The sequence below is a fragment of the Salininema proteolyticum genome (assembly GCF_042685645.1).
GTDB lineage: Bacteria > Actinomycetota > Actinomycetes > Mycobacteriales > Micromonosporaceae > Salininema > Salininema proteolyticum.
In genome coordinates this window covers 3724168-3743192 of the sequence record NZ_JBHUNX010000001.1, presented here as the reverse complement: position 1 = coordinate 3743192, position 19025 = coordinate 3724168, and the positions used below count along the sequence as shown (strand labels likewise).

Annotated in this window: 15 protein-coding genes and 1 pseudogene; 13 read left to right on the top strand and 3 right to left on the bottom strand. The window is 63.8% G+C overall.

Annotated features, from left to right (window positions below):
* Positions 1-118: 118 nt before the first annotated feature.
* Entirely contained in the window at positions 119-400 is a 282-nt protein-coding gene (locus tag ACFTE1_RS17330) for a hypothetical protein (protein WP_380624136.1), read from the top strand.
* Positions 401-625: 225 nt separating this feature from the next.
* Here ACFTE1_RS17330 and ACFTE1_RS17325 read toward each other — a convergent pair whose 3' ends face one another.
* Genes ACFTE1_RS17325 through ACFTE1_RS17315 form a run of 3 tightly spaced genes read right to left on the bottom strand, consistent with a single transcriptional unit; the run spans position 626 to position 1933 of the window.
* Positions 626-925, bottom strand: a complete 300-nt coding sequence (locus tag ACFTE1_RS17325) for a hypothetical protein (RefSeq protein WP_380624138.1) — start codon at positions 923-925, stop codon at positions 626-628.
* Entirely contained in the window at positions 900-1670 is a 771-nt protein-coding gene (locus ACFTE1_RS17320) for a hypothetical protein (protein WP_380624140.1), read from the bottom strand. The genes ACFTE1_RS17325 and ACFTE1_RS17320 overlap by 26 nt, the downstream gene beginning before the upstream one ends.
* Entirely contained in the window at positions 1670-1933 is a 264-nt protein-coding gene (locus ACFTE1_RS17315) for a hypothetical protein (protein WP_380621288.1), read from the bottom strand. The genes ACFTE1_RS17320 and ACFTE1_RS17315 overlap by 1 nt, the downstream gene beginning before the upstream one ends.
* Before the next feature lie 991 nt (positions 1934-2924).
* Here ACFTE1_RS17315 and ACFTE1_RS17310 point away from each other — a divergent pair.
* The 12 genes and pseudogenes from ACFTE1_RS17310 to ACFTE1_RS17250 all read left to right on the top strand — a co-directional run bounded on the left by ACFTE1_RS17310 (position 2925) and on the right by ACFTE1_RS17250 (position 18940).
* Positions 2925-3176, top strand: a complete 252-nt coding sequence (locus ACFTE1_RS17310) for a hypothetical protein (RefSeq protein ID WP_380624142.1) — start codon at positions 2925-2927, stop codon at positions 3174-3176.
* A gap of 8 nt (positions 3177-3184) precedes the next feature.
* Positions 3185-3862: a hypothetical protein gene (locus tag ACFTE1_RS17305; protein ID WP_380624144.1), complete on the top strand. Its 678-nt coding sequence runs from the start codon at positions 3185-3187 to the stop codon at positions 3860-3862.
* Complete coding sequence (locus tag ACFTE1_RS17300; RefSeq protein WP_380624146.1) at positions 3859-4311, top strand: hypothetical protein; 453 nt, start codon at positions 3859-3861, stop codon at positions 4309-4311. Before ACFTE1_RS17305 ends, ACFTE1_RS17300 begins: the two co-directional genes overlap by 4 nt.
* A gap of 401 nt (positions 4312-4712) precedes the next feature.
* A complete protein-coding gene (locus tag ACFTE1_RS17295) occupies positions 4713-6770 on the top strand; it encodes a HelD family protein (RefSeq protein WP_380624148.1) in 2058 nt (685 codons plus the stop codon).
* A gap of 518 nt (positions 6771-7288) precedes the next feature.
* The gene (locus ACFTE1_RS17290; RefSeq protein ID WP_380624150.1) at positions 7289-9049 is read left to right on the top strand and encodes an ABC transporter family substrate-binding protein; all 1761 of its coding nucleotides are present in this window, start codon (positions 7289-7291) and stop codon (positions 9047-9049) included.
* A 349-nt stretch (positions 9050-9398) separates the two neighbouring features.
* The gene (locus ACFTE1_RS17285; RefSeq protein ID WP_380624152.1) at positions 9399-11168 is read left to right on the top strand and encodes an ABC transporter family substrate-binding protein; all 1770 of its coding nucleotides are present in this window, start codon (positions 9399-9401) and stop codon (positions 11166-11168) included.
* A 292-nt stretch (positions 11169-11460) separates the two neighbouring features.
* The gene (locus tag ACFTE1_RS17280; RefSeq protein WP_380624154.1) at positions 11461-13197 is read left to right on the top strand and encodes an ABC transporter family substrate-binding protein; all 1737 of its coding nucleotides are present in this window, start codon (positions 11461-11463) and stop codon (positions 13195-13197) included.
* Positions 13198-13389: 192 nt separating this feature from the next.
* The gene (locus tag ACFTE1_RS17275) at positions 13390-14415 is read left to right on the top strand and encodes an ABC transporter permease (RefSeq protein WP_380624156.1); all 1026 of its coding nucleotides are present in this window, start codon (positions 13390-13392) and stop codon (positions 14413-14415) included.
* A gap of 31 nt (positions 14416-14446) precedes the next feature.
* Positions 14447-15352: an ABC transporter permease gene (locus ACFTE1_RS17270; protein ID WP_380624158.1), complete on the top strand. Its 906-nt coding sequence runs from the start codon at positions 14447-14449 to the stop codon at positions 15350-15352.
* 4 nt (positions 15353-15356) lie between these two features.
* A pseudogene (locus ACFTE1_RS23685) lies at positions 15357-17482 on the top strand (ABC transporter ATP-binding protein).
* A gap of 191 nt (positions 17483-17673) precedes the next feature.
* The gene (locus ACFTE1_RS17255; RefSeq protein ID WP_380624160.1) at positions 17674-18516 is read left to right on the top strand and encodes a Bax inhibitor-1/YccA family protein; all 843 of its coding nucleotides are present in this window, start codon (positions 17674-17676) and stop codon (positions 18514-18516) included.
* 112 nt (positions 18517-18628) lie between these two features.
* Entirely contained in the window at positions 18629-18940 is a 312-nt protein-coding gene (locus tag ACFTE1_RS17250) for a hypothetical protein (RefSeq protein WP_380624162.1), read from the top strand.
* Positions 18941-19025: the final 85 nt, after the last annotated feature.

The window sequence follows — 19025 nt, the reverse complement described above, 5'->3', positions numbered from 1 at the left end:
CTTTCGTTGATCCGGGCGCGAGGGATTGGCCATCTGCAAAGGACGCCAATACAATCGTGAATGTGCGAGCATCTCGCTTGCCCGGATCAACGACCGATCCCCTGACCGAAGGAAGACCATGAGAACCCTTACCCTCAAGGGCCGCCTGGCCCTCGCGGCCACCACCGCCGCGGCAGCCCTGTTCGCCCTTTCTGGAACCGCCCAGGCGGCCTCCACCGAGCCCACGCCGGACCAGAAGCCGATCGTGTTCGAGTCGCCCGTCTACTCAACGGAGTCGAGTTGCATCAGGGCACAGGCCGAATACGGTTCGAGGCCGAACTACGGGATCTTCGACCACTGCCGGTTCTACCACAACCCCAACGGGTACCAGTTCCTTTACACGATCGGAGCCTACGAGTAGAGCGGAAGCTTTCTTGCTCTTGCACTCTGCTCGTGAGCAGGTCAGCGTTCGCCCGGACTTCTTTAATCCGTTGATCATCGACGGACACATCGCGCGTCAATACGCGGTCGAATTCCCCGGACTTCTCGGGTGGAGCACCTCTTGGTGCCGCAGTTACGTATTTCAGCCATTGCGCGAGGGGATCGGGGCAACGCCCTGATCCCCTCGCCTCTTCGTGAGCGCTTTCTAGCCGGTGCGGCGTTGGAGGTGGATCATGATGGCGTCGCGGATTTCGTTCTCCCAGTCGGGGAACGCGCGGGCTTGTTTGTAGAGCTCGTCGGAGTAGAGGGTGAGTTTGGCCCAGACTCCCCGGCCGCAGACGGCGATGACGGCCGGTACCCGTTGCTGGATCGGTGTGTCGTCGTCGGTGGGTTCGAGAAGGAAGACCGTGCCGGCCTCGGCATCGTAGTGGACGTCGAAGACGTGCTCGTAGTGGTGGAGCGTACCGAGGTCGGTGGTGTTAGGTGGCAAGTACAGCACGGTCACGGCCCACCCCCTGACACTGACCCTGAGGCTGCGGTCGGGGACGCGAAAGCGACGGTGACGGCGGTTGCGCCCACGCCTGCTGCGGCTGAACCTGCGGTTGCCCCCTCCAGGACTGCCGCTGCGGAAGACCTTGCAAGGATGCCTGTACATGTGGTTGCTGGTGTTGCTGTGACCGATCGACCGGTGAGACGTACGGGTCTGCGGTCCAGACTTCCTCGTGGAAACGTGGCGGTAGATCCGCTCCGAAGACGGCGCGGTCGATGACGGCGTAGACGCGTTGTTCGAGTGCGAACTTCAGGCGACTGTTGTCGGAGAACAGTGCGTGGCGTTTGGGGTCGGGTGACCAGTAGACCCGGCCGGGATAGCCCCAACCCCAGTCGGCTTCCCCGACGATGAGGCGGTTGCCGCCTGGTTCGATGGCGATGATGACGCCGGTGTAGACGTCGATCTCGCGGACCTCGAACGTCCGCGCCAGAAACGACACCGCCCCCAGAACGGCCCCGTCCGTACGGGCAGTCGGGGCTTTCGCCCGCCCCGACACACGCCCGGCAGGTCGTCTGTGGCGGTGGGTTCGTCCGTGGGCCGTGTTCGTGCTGGTAGTTCGGTCGTGTGTTTCCTGGTCGTTGTGGCCGTAGATGTTGCCGTGGTAGACGGCGAAGGCGTATAGGCCGATCGCGACGATGAAGGCGATGGCGGCGTAGACGTAATCCGAGTGCTCGGAGAACTGGGTGATGAAGGAGTTCATTAGGGGTGGACTCCCTTCGCGAAGCAGTAGGCGACGAAGTGGGAGTGGGCGCGCATGGTCTGCTCCAACAGCCAGTCGGCGACGTCGTCACGGATCGTCCAGCCGGGTTGGGGAAGGAGAAACCGGTCGTGGGTGTGGACCATGGCGGCGGTGCGTCCGTCGACGGTGATCCAGAAGATCTTGCGGGCGGCTCGGCGGACGATCTGGACCTTGCGGCCCTCGATGGTGAACGAACCGAGAGTGAGTGGCATCGAGATAGGCATGAGAAGCCTCCAAACTCCCCTGCACGTCTGTTTCAGGGCAGGGGGAACTAAGGAACTGAGTCATGGACTCCCCGCCGGGAGACATGGCAGGGAGGGGACACCGCCGCTACCCCGAACACGTGAAACTGCAGCTCCACGGACGTTCAGGACAAAACAGGACACCACTAGGGGTGTTCAGAGCGCACGGTGGCTAGACGCGATCGGCGCGATCGCGGTCAACTACGGAAAGGCGGCTGGAATCAGCCGAACAGATCAACTACGATGAGTCAGTACAACCGCTCCCTTCGGGGATCGTTGTTGGGGGCGGCCCGCCAGCGAGGTTTCGAAGCTATAAACTGGCGGGCCGCTATCGAAGAAGACTGGATGTCCACTGCGATCTTCGACAGACATCTGGTCTGCCGAACCGATACCCAGTGTCACCCAGCCCATATTGGGTAGTCAACCACGACACGCCGAGGCGCGCACCGAACGTCCAGAAGTGCCCGAACGTCTTAGGCCAAGTCATCTCTTGGGCCGATCGAATTTCCCTGCCGCGTTTGTGATTTCAATCTGTACCGGTCAGTGCGACGGTTCTCGGCAACGGATCGTCGTAACTCCACGGCAATGAGGGATTCTGAGCAGCTGAGGAAGCACTCCGAGTGAAGTTGAGGCGGGATTGGGGTTCGATGTAGAAGAAGGCTGGAAAAGTGCAGGTGATTGTGCCGGTTCTCCATGGATTCGGGGAGCTATAGAGAGTGCTGAGAGAAACCTTCAACGTTGCTTGCGATTCCCTTGACAAGTGGTGTGCCCCCGGCTTGTGGATGGCCGTCCCAATCCGTACGCAAGGAGCGACCCTCACCGCCCTAAAAAGACCACCCTGTACTCCCATGAGCATCCAGTGCCCCTTCGCTAAGCGTTCAGGCGAAGCCTGCTCGCCATGCACTGACCATATGTGCGGTCCTGCTAACCTCCTAAACGAGACAAGTCCTCGTGTTTGGAAAGGATCACCCCAATGTCACAGTTGAACGAACTCCAAGGACGAATCGCTGAAGTCAAGAACAAGTCCGACGAAGTGAAATCCCTGATCGAAGGTGCTAGGTCCGAGGCTGAGAACCTTGCCGGACAGCTAGAAGGTATCGGAGCGGCCAATGCTCAGCCGGTCCGGTCGGCTTCCGAGGTTGCTGCACAGATGCACGCCGTCATGGGACAGGTGGACACGATGGCTGATGAGGCAGACGCCCTGATTGCTTCCGCGGCCAACTGAGCCGGCCCATGTCCGAACTTGAAGGTCTAAAAGCAAGGTTCCTTGCCGTCAAAGAGAACTCCAACGAGTTGAGGGCCCTCACGGCAGCACTCCAAATGGATGCTGAGGAAGTGGCAGCAGAACTTGAGGCCATTGGTGCCAATGACGGGCAAGCGATAGAGACAGCCGCTAAGGTGCTCGAAGACGGTAGACCTACATTCGAAACGCTCGACACACATGCCGATTCAGCCGTAGAGCTGATAGACCAAGCGATGAACGAGCAGCGCGGAGCTGTGTACCGGGGCACGACAGGAGATGTGCCGTATACGGTTACGGTTCCAGACAAAAGTGACCCGGACGTCTTCACTCAGCCGGGTTCATTTGAAGCTGAGAACCAAGGTTCGGATGACGATGAGAAGAAGTCTAGGTTTAGCCGCTTTGGCCGAAAGGGCATCAAGAATACTGAGAACCTGAGTAAGTACGCCAAAGACCAAGGCTCTTCGATCCAACAGTCGAAGCAATCGTTCGACCCGTGGGGGCCGGACGCCAAGACTGAAACGCAACAGCCGCACAACCCTACGGGCCAGACGGCCGGAAACCCACAACACGCGGACCCGAACGCAGGCGATATCATCAATACGGGAATCGTGCTAAGCGCAATGGCAATCGAACTATTCTCGCGACGGAGGAAGAAGGGCGACAGATGACGGAACATAAAGAGTACTACGTCAAGACTATGAAGGCGTTCGCGCTCGACAAGCCGGAATACGCTGAACTCGTAGCGAATCAGCCAGTGGGAAGCAATTGGGGCCTGTATTCTCTCGCTACATTCTCCGTCATGCTCGACAAGGCTTTCAAGGATCAGGAAACTGTCACCCACGAATCAATTAAACAGTTTGTTGAGAAAGTCCGATACTCATACCGGAAGGCCGAAAAGCCGTTCAATGGACTGGCTCTAGAGGGCCTGATTCGGTCGCTCATGGGCGAAGATGAACTGATGGACGACATTCCTGTAGATCAGCAGCATGACGCGATCATGTTGACCATTTACTATGTGGCCCAGACAGACGAAGACGTGTACGCGCGTATTGACTCGTACCTGACTGACGCCGATGCCATGGCTGACGCCTGGACCGCCGAAGAGGCGCAATCCTAGCCAGTATTTCTTGCCCTAAACTAGCCCTCGGTCGAGTACCGGGGGCATTTCTATTTTTGACTATGCCGGACGCTGCTGGCGGTCGCATTATGGGTTTCGCCAACTTGGAGTAGGTCGGTACAGCGAAGGTCGTGCAGTGTTTCGAAGCGTTTTGACTGCTGCGGACCTCGCAAAATGCGCTCGTAAAGAGGTCGCCGCTAAGGCGCTTGAAGCATCGGAGAATCGTGCTGCTATTTGGGGAAGGGGCCAGCACTCGTGGATACTGGAACGAAGCCACTGATATCGCCTTTGAGCGTGGGGTTGTACGTAAAAGGTGTCGACGCAGCGGGGAATCACGGCTAGTCTGGAGGACTGGCCCATTTCAATCCTTCCTTCCCGATCGGACTTCCTGGAGGAGAGCCGTGTCCGAAGCAGAACTGCGCGAAGAGGTCGAATTCCACCAAAAGGTCCGCGATGCGATCGCGGGCATGAGGCAGACGACCGCCGGCATACTGGAGTCCTACGCAGACGAGTTCAACGAGGGCAAGCAGAACCGGTTCGAGGGCGACAAGGGCCCGGACAAGCACCTGGGCTACTCGATGGCCAGGCAGGGGACGGCCCGGCTCGAAGAACTGGCCGAACGGGACATCGCCTACTTCTTCGGCCGCCTCTGGTTCGACAATGGCGAGGACTACCACCTCGGCCGCCTCCACGTCCGCGACGAGGAGTCCACTCCGCTGGTCCTCGACTGGCGGGCTCCGTTGTCGGAGAAGTTCTACCGCTCCTCCGCCAATAAGCGCCTCGGCGTCGCCAAGCGCCGCCGCTACGGATTCCGTGGCTCGCTCATCACCGGCTTCGAAGACGAAGACCTGCGCCTAGGCGAAGACCTGTCCTCCGACATCCTTCGCGCCGAGATCGAGCGGCCCCGAACCGGCCCCATGCGCGACATCGTCGCCACCATCCAGCCCGAGCAGGACGAGCTGATCCGCCGCCCGGCGGACCTCAACCTCGCCATCCAGGGAGCCCCCGGGACAGGCAAGACGGCCGTCGGTCTCCACCGCGCCGCCTGGCTGCTTTACAGCTACCCCGACTTGATCAAGCAGTCGGGCATGCTCGTCATCGGCCCCAACGAGGGCTTCCTCCACTACATCTCAGCCGTCCTGCCGACCCTGGGCGAGACCTCGGTGCGCCAGATGACCGTCCAGCAGCTCATCCTCGGCCGCCACAAGATCACCGGCAAGGACGACCCGCACCAGGAAGCGCTCAAGCACGACGAGCGGATGGCCGAAGTCGCCCGCCGCGCGGTGTGGCTCCACCTGGGCACGGTCGACGACAGCGCCGTCACCGAGGACGAACCGATGTCGGTCATGGACAACGGGTGGACGTGGCGCCTTGGCTTCAACTACCTGACCAAGGCCCTGCAAACGGCGAGAGAGGCGACGACGACCTGGAACGCCGGGCGCGAGAATCTCCAGGAGGCCATGATCTTCGGCCTGCGCCGTCAGGCGGAGATCAGGGCGGGATTCTCTCCGGACGAGAAATGGGCGCGCGGGATGCGGAAGGCCGAGCCGGTCGCCGCGTTCCTCGACGCCGTGTGGCCGAAGCTGGACGCAAAAGCCGTCCTGAAGAGGCTTTACACCGATCCCGAGTTCCGCGCCGAGGCCACGGCGGGCATCCTCACTGAGAAGGAGGCCGGATACCTCGCGCTGAAGGGCAACCTCCGACTGACGGCCGCCGACGCCTTGATCCTCGACGAGATCGCAGCCTCCATCCAGCTGTCGAAGCCGTCCGACTCTTACGGCCACATCGTCATCGACGAAGCACAGGACCTCTCGCCCATGCAGTGCCGCGCCGTCGGCCGACGCTCGGGCAAGGGATCGGTCACGGTCCTCGGCGACCTCGCGCAGGGGACCACTCCCTGGGCGGCCCTGAACTGGGGGACCCAACTGACTCACATGGGCAAGGACGAGGTCACCCACACCGAACTGACCACCGGCTACCGCGTCCCCGAGGCGATCATCGCCCTGGCCAACCGCATCCTGCCTGATCTGGAAGTGGACGTAGCCCCTGCCACCTCGCTGCGGAACGACGGCGAGGTCCAGCGAATCGAGGCCGCCGACGTGGCGGAAGGGGTCTGGGAAGCGGTCACCAAAGCACTGGCTGATGAGGGGCTCGTCGGGATCATCGCCCCGGACGCGATGGTTGACGACTTGAGGTCTCAGTTGGAAGGCCGGATCGACCAGCCGGAGCGAGTTGAACTGGTGCCGGCCTCGCTGTCCAAGGGCCTCGAATACGACCACGTCGTGGCCGTCGAACCGGCTGAGATTGCCAAAGCCGAAGGCGTGGGGTTGCCGATGGAGGGCGCCGTGACGACGGTGGCCGAGACCGTCGGGCTGCGCCACCTGTACGTGGCGCTGACTCGCGCCGTCTCCCGGCTGACGGTCGTGCACAGCGGAGATCTTCCCGGGTACTTGACCTGAGCGAACTGGCCTGGGTTCAGAACGGCGAATCCGGCCGAGCCTCGCGGGGCGACGGCGCAGTGGCCGCCGACGGTGCGGAGCGTCGCCAGGGCCATCCATCGGCCGGATGGCAGTGAGGTCGGGCCGCACTGCCAGTGGAGGAAGGTCTCGACCCGGTTTCGACCGACACCTGTCGCCGAGCGTCCGCTAGGTGGGGAACTGCTGATCCGGTTGCGTTGTGGTGTATGAAGTATTAGAAGAATTTCCTGGAAAACAGGGGTATCGGTGACATCCCTGTCTTTTAATGTCCGGTAAGGCGCGGTTTCGGCGTGCCCGCGAATCAATGGATAACAGATCAATAACGGTAGGCGTACTTTTTAACTTCTTTCACATCACTAACTTGAATCACACCTGTCACATTGGCAACATTGCCTCATGGCTCTCCGTCACGGCGCCCCCGGACGCACTCGTCCGGCGGATCTGACCGGACCCAGTGCGGGCGTCTCGGCGGCCGGGCCTTTTTCACGGAGGAGATAGTTATGACTTTTAAGAAGAGAGCCTTCGGGGGAGTCGCCGTGGCGACCTCTGCCGCGCTGGTGCTCAGCGCCTGCGGCGGCGGCGAGGAAACCAGCACGGCGACGGCCAACGTCGGGTACGAGGACTGCGTCGACGACCCGGCCGGCTGCAACGCCGGAGAACGCGCCGAAGGCGGCGAGATCGAGTGGGGCGTCTCCGACGCTTGGAGCGGATGGAACGACCTTCGCGCAGACGCGAACACCGCGTACCTCAGCCAGGCGATCTGGCCGGGCCGCTACGACGTCGGCGACTTCGGCCCCGACGAGAAGTTCGTCTACAACGACGGCTGGTTCGAACAGGAGCCGGAGAAGACGAGCGACGACCCGCTGACGGTCAAGTACACCCTGAAGGAGGGCGCGGGCTGGAGCGACGGCACGCCCTTCAGCCTCGACGACGCCATCTTCTCGTGGCACCACATGTCCGGCAACGAAGACCACTGCAGCGCCGAGTGCCAGCCGGCCAGCCTCGACTGGGGCGCCCAGGTCGACGACATGAAGGAAGCCGACGACGGCAAGGCCATCGAGGTCACCTACAAGGACGGCTACCAGACCGCTGAGTGGATGTTCAAGACCCTCTTCACCTTCCCCGCCCACATCGTGGAGGACGAGGGAGGCTTCGCCGACTGGAAGGACGACCCGGAGGTCATGGGCGAGGCGTCCAAGTGGCTCAACGAGACCGCTCCGACCTGGTCCTCGGGCCCGTTCGTGCCGACTGACGCCAAGCTCGGCGAGTACATCGAGTACGAACCGAACCCGGAGTGGAAGGGCTCGGACCAGCCGACCCTGGACAAGCTGACCATCAAGGCCATGCCGGGCGGACTGTCCACCATCGCCGACGCGATGCGCAACGGTGAGATCGACGGCGCCACGCCGGCCGACTTCGACGTCGACAACGTCGAGAAGCTCCACGACGGCTCCGGCTACAACTGGGCGGTCACCGACGGCGGCGCCTGGACCCACATGGACATCAACACCCAGTCGGGGCAGCTGCAGGACATCGAGCTGCGCAAGGCGATCTTCACCGCGATCGACGTGGAGAACATCATCGACCGCACGCTGCCCGACATGGGCACCGAGCGTCGCGGCAACCACATCTTCGGCCCCAAGTCCGACAACTACAAGGACCACGCCGGAGACGCCAACCAGGGTATGGGTGACGTCGAGGGCGCCAAGAAGATCCTCGAGGACGCCGGCTACACGCTCGACGGCGACACGCTGACCGACCCGGACGGCGAGCCCGTCAAGTTCGACTTCCGCGCCGGAGCCGACAACAAGACCCGTCAACAGACGGGTGAACTCGTCCAGGCCCAGCTCCGGGAGATCGGCATCGAGGTCACCCTCGACCCGATCCCGACCGGCAAGCTCGGCGAGGTGCTCGGAAACTCCGAGTTCGACATGGTGATCTTCGGCTGGAGCGGAAACCCGGCGTTCACGCTGGCACCCGAGCAGTACTGGGGCGAGGACTCGAGCTCCAACTTCGGCCAGTTCGGTGCCGAGGGGCTGCAGGACGCGATCGACAAGGTCACGAGCACGACCGACCTCGGAGAGGCGGCGGAGTTCGCCAACGAGGCCGACAAGATCGCCACCGAGGGCGCCTACTCGCTCGCGTTGAACACCGACCCCGAGGTCGCGATGGCCAACGACGAGCTGGTGAACGTCCGGCCGAACGGCCAGAGCCAGCAGAAGTCGCTCTACAACGTCGCCCAGTGGGGACTGGCGAAGTAGCGCACGATCCGAAGTGTGACGGATGACCGGGGCGGGCCGTTCGCGGCTCGCCCTTTCGATTTCCATGGGGATTGGTACGACCATTTTACCTGGATACGTAGGGTTTTCCCTGAACCGGTCAGTAAGCTCTGCGATCGTTGCTTTTTCGAAACGTGACCCGTAACAGATGAATAACGATAGGCGATCGTTTTAACCTCTTTCACACCAGTGAACTTGAACAACATTATTCACATTGGCAACATTGCATCAAGGCTCTCGAGAGCCGTGCCCGAGGACACAGGTCCCGAAAGCTGGCGTCAACCCCGACGACAGGCTTCGACTCTCGAGTCCAACACATGGAGGAGAAGATATGACGCTCAAGAAGCGAGCGGTCGGCGGAGTCGCCATCAGCGCCTCTGCCGCACTGGTGCTCAGCGCCTGCGGCGGCGGGTCGTCCGACGAAGACGAGGGCACCGCCGGAGTCAACGTCGGCTACGAGGACTGCGTCGAGGACCCCAACGGCTGCATGGCCGGCGACCCTGCCGGCGGCGGAGAGGTCACCTGGGGAATCGACGGCGCCTGGTCCGGCTGGTTCGGACTGCGGGCTGACGCCAACGAAAGCACGTTGACCCAGTCGACCTTCCCGATGCTGCAGGGCACGGGTGTGTACAACCCGGCCGGCGAGTGGGAGTACAACGAAGGCTGGTTCGCCAAGGAACCCGAGAAGACGAGCGACGACCCGCTGACGGTTAAGTACACCCTGAAGGAGGGCGCGGGCTGGAGCGACGGCACGCCCTTCAGCCTCGACGACGCCATCTTCACCTGGCACCACCAAGCCGCCAACGAGGAATGGTGCACCGCCGAGTGCCAGCCGGCGGGCTCCGACTGGGGTCCGAACGTCGAGGACATCACGGAGGCCGACGAAGGCAAGGCCATCGAAGTCGTCTACAAGGACGGCTTCCAGCACCCTGAGTGGCTGCTGCAGCCGCTGTTCAGCGCTCCGGTTCACTGGGTCGAGGAAGAGGGCGGATTCACCGACTGGAAGACCGACCCCGAGGTCATGGGTGCCGCCTCCAAGTGGCTGAACGAGACCACCCCCGAGCTGTCCAACGGCCCGTACCAGCCGACCGACGCCAAACTCGGCGAGTACGTCATCTACGAGCCCAACCCGGAATGGAAGGGCGAGAACAAGCCCACCCTGGACAAGCTGACCCTTGAGGCCATCGAGGGCGGTATGGGACCGATCGTCGACGCCCAGCGCAACGGAGAGATCCACGGCGGCAGCATCGGCGCGTTCAACATCGACGAGGTCGCCAAGCTCGACGGTTCGACCGGAATCAACTACATGGTCGGTGGCAGCTCCAAGTGGAGCCACATCGACATGAACACCGAATCCGAGTTCCTCGCCGACGAGAAGATGCGCCAGGCGGTCTTCACCGCCATCAAGATCGACGACCTTAACTCGCGGATCTACCCGGACATGGGAGTCGAGCGCCGTGGCAGCCACATCTTCGCCGAGGACTCGGAGTACTACGAGGACTGGGGCAAGGAATTCAACCAGGGCCTCGGAGATGTTGACGCGGCCAAGAAGATCCTTGAGGACGCCGGTTACGAGCTGGATGGCGACACCCTGAAGACCCCAGAGGGCAAGGCGGTCTCCCTGACCTTCCGCGCCTCGCCGGACTCCAAGCGCCGCCAGCAGACCGCTGAGATCGTGCAGGCCCAACTCGCCAAGATCGGCATCGAGGTCAAGATCAAGGGCTTCTCCTCCAACCAGTTCTCCGACGTCCTGAGCAACGCCGAGTTCGACCTGATCGTCTTCGGCTGGTCCGGCTCCCCGGCCTTCGCCGGCGCGCCCAGCCAGTACTGGAGGTCCGACTCCGGCTCGAACTTCGGCAAGCTGGAGGTCGAGGGTCTGGACGAGGTCATCGACAACATCCTCACCACGTCCGACTCGGCCAAGGCAGCGGAGTACGCCAACGAGGCCGACAAGATGGCCACTGAGGCCGCCTACTCACTGGCGATCAACACCGACCCGAACTTGTACCTGTCGAGTGACCAGCTCGTCAACGTGCGGCCCAACCCCAAGACGCAAGAGGCTTCCCTCTACAACGTCGACGAGTGGGGCATGAAGGGTTAACGACCCATGGGAACGGAGCCTCGCCGAGGTTTCGCACCCGCTCCGGGGTCGAACGGGCGCACCAAGCCCGTTCGGCCCCCTTCCCGCGCAAGCGAGGCCACCAGACCTCTACCCGCGGGTATCCCATAGGCAGGTCACGAATGGGCCGCGAATGCGTCTCATCTGGCCTTCGATCCGATCCCCGCGGCCTCAGGCGGGACTAGCTTTGCAAGGGCCACCTCAACTCTCGCAATGGCAAAACCTATCCCCGGTCAGACCCTTACCGAGGTGGTGGGCTGGATGAAGGAGAACAATGGCAGGCAAGACCCTACTGCGCACGGTCGCGGGCTTCTCCGTGCTCGCGCTCGCGCTGTCGGGCTGCGGCACCGGAGACGGCGCCGCTGACGGTCGCGGCTTCGCCGGCTGCGACACGGACCCCTCCACTTGCAATTCCGGCGAGCGCGCCGAAGGCGGATCGGTCACCTGGGGCATCGAACCCGGATGGAACGGCTGGCACCAGCTGTCGGCCGAGTACAACTCGATCTACACCAACCACGCCATCGCCCCCATGACGCCCGTCCTCGGCGACTTCGACCCGGACGGGAACTGGCAGTTCAACAACGGCATCCTCACGGGCGAGCCGCAGCTCGTCGACGAGGATCCGATGACCGTCAGCTACCCCCTGAACCCGGACGCCACGTGGGGCGACGGCCGGGAACTCTCCCTGGAGGACGTCAAGCTCAGCTGGTACGCGCTCTCCGGCGACGAGGAGAAGTGCGACGGCTGCCGCCCCGTCTCCACTGACTGGGGATCCCAGGTCGCCAAGGTGGACCGGGACGGCGACGACATCGTCATCACCTACAAGAAGGGCTTCCACAGCGCCGAGTGGAAGTACATGGGCACGCTCTTCTCGCTGCCCTCCCACAAGGCCGCGCGCGGCTGGCAGAAGGACCCCGCGCTCCTGGCCGAGACCATCGACGACCTGGGGGCCTCCATGCCCGACTGGTCGGCCGGCCCCTACATCCCCGTGGACGGCAAGGCCGGCGAGTACGTCACCTACGAGCCCAACCCCGAGTGGGCCGGCTCGACGCAGCCCACCCTCGACGAGCTGCAGATCAAGACCTTCGATGACCTCGGCGCCATCGTCGACTCGCTGCGCAACGGCGAGATCGACGGAGCCGCGCCGTCCCAAGTGACCTCGGATGACCTCTCGGCCCTGCACGGCACCGAGGGCGTCGACTACAACGTCGCGCCCGGAGCCAGCTGGGAGCTCATCTCCTTCAACCTCGACAACCGCTTCCTCTCCGACCGGGCCCTGCGACAGGCGGTCTTCTCCGCCGTCGACACGGACCTGATCGTCGACCGCACCGCGGCCACCGTGCTGCCTGGCGCGGAAAAGAAGGGCAACCACATCTTCCGCTCCGACTCGGTCCACTACAGCGACGAGCTCGCCGGGACCGGGCAGGGAAGTGGAGACGCCGAGCGCGCCATCCAGATCCTGAAGGAAGCCGGATACTCGTGGGAGTCCGAAGGCGGAACCCTGCTGGACCCCTCCGGCGAAAAGGTGCACCTCCGGTTCAGCTTCAACAACGGAAACGAGAACCGCCGCACCATCGCCGAGGTCGTTCAGGCCCTTTTGTCCGATATAGGGATTACTGTCGAAATCGACGCCTACACCGCATCGATCGGAGAGACTCTGGTCGACGGAGACTACGACATGATCGTGCACGGTTGGTCGTCGAGCGCCACCTTCACCTCCGCGCCGGGGAACTACTGGGGCTCCGAATCGCCCCAGAACTTCGGCGGGCTGGAGTCGGATGACATCGACTCGACAGTGGGCGACCTCAAGGCCACCGGCGACCTCGAAAAGGCCGCCGACCTGGCCAACCAGGCCGTCGCCGAGGTGGTGGAGGAGGCCTACGTGCTCCCTCTGTTCGACACCCCGGCGGCGATCATGGCGAACGAGAGCCTGGTGAACGTCCGTGACAACTGGGCCTCGTTGCAGCGGCCCTTCTACAACGTGGCCGAATGGGGGATGGCCGATGAGTGAGAAATTCCCCTGAGGGGCATAAGCGGTTGGGGTGCACAAGAGAGGAATGGCAGGATGTCTTCCACACACTTGGAGAATTGTCGATGAGACGGTTCTCCGCGCCCTTTCCGGAATACCGCGCCCGACCGGGGCTTGCCGGGCGGCCGCGCTTTCTTGACCGGAATGAACTGAATTTGCAGTGATCGAGGGACTATGTTTACCTACATTGTTCGACGCGTCTTGATGATGATTCCCGTCCTCATCGGCGCGACGATGCTCGCCTTCCTCTTGGTGAAGGCCACCGGAGACCCCGTGGACAACAAGGTCATCCAGATGGAGATGGCCTCAGGGAAGCCGGTGCCGGAGTCGACGGTCGACGCCATGAAGGCCGAACTCTACACCGACCGCTCCGTACCGGAGCAGTACTGGCTGTGGTTGACCGGCATCGGCGACACCCGCGGCGACATCGGCATCCTCCAGGGCGAGTGGGGGCCCTCGGTCAAGGGTTCGGCCACCGACCTCGGGGAGGAGTTCTCTTCGCGGTTCTGGGTGACCTTCCGCCTCGTTCTGTTCGCGACCATCGCGTCGATCGGACTGGCGATCGTCACGGGTGTGGTCAGTGCGGTCCGGCAGTACCACTGGGTCGACTACCTGCTGACCTTCGTAGGCTTCATCGCGCTCGCGCTGCCCACCTTCTGGTTCGCCGAACTGGTCAAGGAGGCCGGCATCCAGATAAACAAGGAGACCGGCTCGCAGACGTTCATGACCAACGGGTCGGGGACGACCGGCTTCGACGGTGGCCCGTGGGCATCGTTCGTCGACTCGCTGCCGTACCTGATCCTGCCGACCATCGTCCTCATGCTCACCGGCTACGCCTCCATGGCCCGCTATCAGCGCGCCTCGATGTTGGAGGTCCTCAACTCCGACTACGTGCGGCTCGCGCGGGCCAAGGGCGTCCGCCACCGGACGGTCATGCGCCGCCACGCCCTGCGCACCGCTCTGATCCCCATCGCGACCTTCGCGCCGCTCGGCGTCGCGACCGCCATGGGCGGCTCCCTCGTCATGGAGAAGATCTTCGGCTGGCGCGGACTGGGCACGTTCGCCATGCAGGCCATCAACACGTACGACGCCTACGCGATCATGGGCTTCCTGCTCATCTCGGGTGTCATCACGCTGCTCGGCGTGCTCGTGTCCGACCTGCTGTACGGCGTCCTGGACCCGCGCATCCGCTACGAGTAGACCTGCTGAGGACTGAGGAAAGGCATCTAGAATGACCAACGCAACCGCACACGAGGCCGAGCAGGTCGGCGGCAGGGAACGCTCTCAGCTGTCGTTGATCGCGAGCCGGTTCTTCCGCCACAAGCTCGCCGTAGTCAGCTTGGGCGTCTTCGTCCTGATCTGCCTGTTCGCCTACGTCGGGCCGCTGCTCTGGGAGCACGGCTACAAGATCGACCTGTCGCTGGAGCCGCGCCAGCCTCCGTCGCTGGAGCACCCCTTCGGCACCGACAAGACCGGCAAGGACATGCTGGGCGCGGTCATGAAGGCCACGCAGCTGTCCCTCGGCATCGCGTTCATCTCCGCCATCGGCGCCTCGATCCTCGGCGCGGTCGTCGGAGCCACCGCCGGCTACTTCGGCGGCTGGGTCGACTCGCTGCTCATGCGGATCGTCGACGTCCTGTTCGTCATCCCGTTCCTCATCATCGTCGCCGTCGTCGCCGGCACCGTCCCGGGCGGCGCCTCCTGGTACAACATGGCCTTCATGATCGCGGCCTTCGGCTGGCTCGGCACGGCCCGCGCGGTCCGCGCCGAGGTGCTCTCCCTGCGTGAGAAGGAGTTCATCGAAGCGGCCAAGTCGCTCGGCGCCTCCGACGGGAAGATCATCTTCCGCCACCTCATCCCCAACACGATGAGTGTCATTTTGGTATCGGCTACGTTGCAAATTGCCTTCGCTATTCTCGCCGAGACCACATTGTCGTACCTTGGTCTTGGAGTACAGCCCCCCTCCACCTCGCTCGGACTGCTGATCGAGCAGGCGGGGGCCACGGCCTTCAGCGACTTGGCATACTTGTTCTACATACCGGGTGTCTTCATCATCCTCATCGCGTTGACCATCAACTTCGTCGGCGACGGACTGCGCGACGCGATGGACCCCCGGCAGACTATGGTGAGGCGATAACACAATGTCAGAGACCAGAGACAACGGGCGAAAGGGTGAGAAGGTCCTCGAAGTCAAGGACCTTCAGGTCGCCTTCCCCACAGACGAGGGCGAGGTGCAAGCGGTCCGCGGCGTGTCCTACGACCTGCACCGAGGCCAGGCCCTCGGCATCGTCGGGGAATCCGGATCCGGTAAGTCCGTCACCTCGATGGCCATCATGGGTCTTATCCCCAAAACGGCGAAGATCACCGGCTCGGCCAAACTCATGGGCCAGGAGCTGCTGGGCCTGAACGACAAGGAGATCTCCCCGATCCGGGGCAAGAAGATCTCCATGATCTTCCAGGACCCGCTCACCTCCCTCAACCCGGTCTACACCGTGGGGTTCCAGCTGGCCGAGGCGATCCTCGTCCACTACCCCGAGATCGGCAAGAAAGAGGCCCGCGAGCAGTCGATCCACCTGCTGGACGTCGTCGGGATCCCCAACCCGGCCCAGCGCGTGGACGCCTACCCGCACGAACTGTCGGGAGGTATGCGCCAGCGCGTCGTCATCGCCATCGCGATGGCCAACAAGCCCGACGTGATCATCGCCGACGAACCCACGACCGCGCTGGACGTGACCGTCCAGGCGCAGGTGATGGAGGCACTCGAGAAGGCCCGCGACGAAGTCAACGCGGCCCTCGTGCTCATCACCCACGACCTCGGCGTCATCGCCGGGCACACCGACGACGTCCTCGTGATGTACGCCGGACGCCCGGTCGAGCAGGGCACCGTAGACCAGATCTTCTACGAGCCGCGCATGCCCTACACCCTGGGCCTGATCGGCTCCATGCCCCGCATGGACGAAGAACGCGGCGCCCGCCTCACCCCCGTCCGCGGCACCCCGCCGTCGATGGTGGCGCTGCCGTCCGGCTGCCCGTTCCGTCCGCGCTGCCCCATGGCTCAGGACGAGTGCGTGAAGACCGAGCCGGCCCTCGTGTCGGTCGACGACGGCCACGTCGCCGCCTGCCACTTCTCCGGCGACCTCATCGGCAAGAAGCCCACCGACGTCTTCAAGCCGGACAAAACCGACCGGACCGAGCCGACCGTGCAGGAGACCACGGAAAAGGAGAGTGGAGCATGAGCGCCGCCGCAGAGACCGCCGTCGACGTCGTCATCGAGGGCCGACAGCTCGTCAAGCACTTCCCAGTGCGCTCCAAGGGGCTCATCCGCCGCAGGGTCGGCGACGTCCACGCCGTGTGCGGCGTCGACCTGACCCTGGAGCGTCACAAGACCCTCGCCTTGGTCGGCGAGTCCGGCTGCGGTAAGTCCACCACCGCGCGCCTGATGATGAACCTCATCGAGCCGACCTCCGGCGAGGTCGTCTACGAGGGCGACGACCTGACCAAGCTCTCCCGCCGGCAGATGCGCCCCCTGCGCCAGGACATCCAGCTGGTCTTCCAGGACCCGATGGCCTCGCTGGACCCGCGCATGACCGTCTTCGAGATCATCGCCGAGCCGCTGCGCGTCCACGGCCAGTTCAAGGGCGGCGGGCGCGACCGCGTCAACGACCTCATCGAGACCGTCGGCCTCAACCCCGAGCACCGCAACCGCTACCCGCACGAGTTCTCCGGCGGACAGCGCCAGCGCATCGGCATCGCCCGCGCCCTGGCCCTGAACCCGAAGGTCCTCATGCTGGACGAGCCGGTCTCGGCGCTCGACGTGTCGATCCAGGCCGGCGTCATCAACCTGCTGGAGGACCTGCAGGCGGAACTGGGCCTGTCGTACCTGTTCGTCTCGCACGACCTCTCGGTCGTCCGCCACATCTCCGACCGCGTCGCGGTCATGTACCTCGGCCGCATCGTGGAGGAGGGGACCACCGACGAGCTCTTCGCCGGACCTGCCCACCCCTACACGCAGGCGCTGATGTCGGCGATCCCGCTCCCGGACCCGCGCAAGGAGCGCGAGAGGGAGCGGATCCTGCTGCAGGGCGACGTGCCGAGCCCGTCGAGCCCGCCGTCGGGCTGCCGTTTCCGCACCCGCTGCCCGCTGTTCAAGACCCTGTCGGACAAGGAGCAGCAGCTGTGCGTCAACGAGGTGCCCCAGCTGCACCGTGACCACGACGGACTCACCAAGGCGGCGTGCCACTACGCCAAGAAGAAAGAACTGGTCTAGCCACGGGGCCCGCGCTTCGGCGCGGGCCTTATAACATGGCCTTCGGCGCCGACGGCCTCGCGGAACGCCCGGCGGGGAACCTTCGAGGATTCTTAGGCGCGACTGTGACGTCGCCGACGCATCATTCTGATGCGCCCTGGAGCGCGTGCGTTACCCTTGTCCTATGTCCCGACGGTCTTACGGAGGACCATATGCAGAGCAATAACAAGTCTCTCAGGACGATGCTCACTTCGTCCTACCAAGAGCAGCAGAACATGGGGGCCGCGTACGGCCCCTACAACAACCAGGTACAGGCACCGCGCGCGCAGGCCTCGATGACCTACGACGACGTCATCGCCCGCACCGGCCTTCTCGTCGGCATCACCTTCGTCGCGGCCATGATCACCTGGTTCATGGCCCGCAGCGCCATGGAGATCACCAGCACCGGCGTCACCATCACCGACCCGGGCATGATCAGCACGGTCAACGCCCTGGGCGTGGTGGGAATGCTCGTCGGCCTCGGCGTGGCGCTGTTCTCCATGTTCCGCCCGGTCATGAACCCGGCCCTGGCCATCGCCTACTCGGCCGGACAGGGTCTCCTCCTCGGTGGCGTCTCCGCCTTCTTCGAGTCCATGTTCCCCGGCATCGTCGCCAACGCCCTGATCGGCACCGTGCTGGTCTTCGGCGGCATGCTCGCGCTGTTCAAGTTCGGCGTGATCCGCAACTCCCCGATGTTCACCAAGATCGTCGTCGGCGCCGGATTCGGCATCTTCGGCCTTCTGATCGTCAATATGATCTCCGGGATGTTCGGCCTCAACCTCGGCCTCTTCGCCGCTCCCGGCCAGGACCCGTCGATGCTCCAGTGGATCATCTCCATCGGCCTCGTCATCTGGGCGGCCGTGTCGTTCGTCCTCGACTTCGACATGATCAAGCACGGCGTCGAGGGCGGCGCCCCCAAGAAGTTCGCCTGGGCCGGCGCCTTCGGCCTGACCGCCGGGCTGATCTTCCTGTACTGGAACCTGCTGCGCCTCGCCTCCTATTTCATGAGTGAATAGGGTATGAGCGAGTAGGGCGTCAGAGACGGAGAAGGGCCCCGGGGATCCGATCCCCGGGGCCCTTTCGCATGTCCGAATTGCGGTTGCCCGCCGAGCGGGGCATCATCGAGCGGTGGACGAATTCCTGACGACACTGGGCCGCACCATCGACGGTGTCTGGGCCTGGCCCGTGGGCCGGTGGGACGCCGAGGACGGCGCCAAAGCCGCGGCCATGCGGAGCTTTCTGCAGCACTTGGCGGACGCGACCGGGCGCCTGGAGGGAACCGGCTCCCACGAGGTGCCCGACATCGGATCGCAGAACCTCGGCATGCAGGCCGCCGTCCTGGCCGACGACTTCGCGCTCGTCGCGGACGGAGCGAGCGCCGAGGAGGCCGGCGAGCTGGCGGACCGGCTGGCCGACCTGCGCCGGAGCCTGTTCGGGTGACGGCTTCGGACGAGTAAGCCGCGACCGGCACTGAGTGTTCGATCGACATCTGGTCGTGCGTCGCTGAACCTCACGGGCTCAGCGA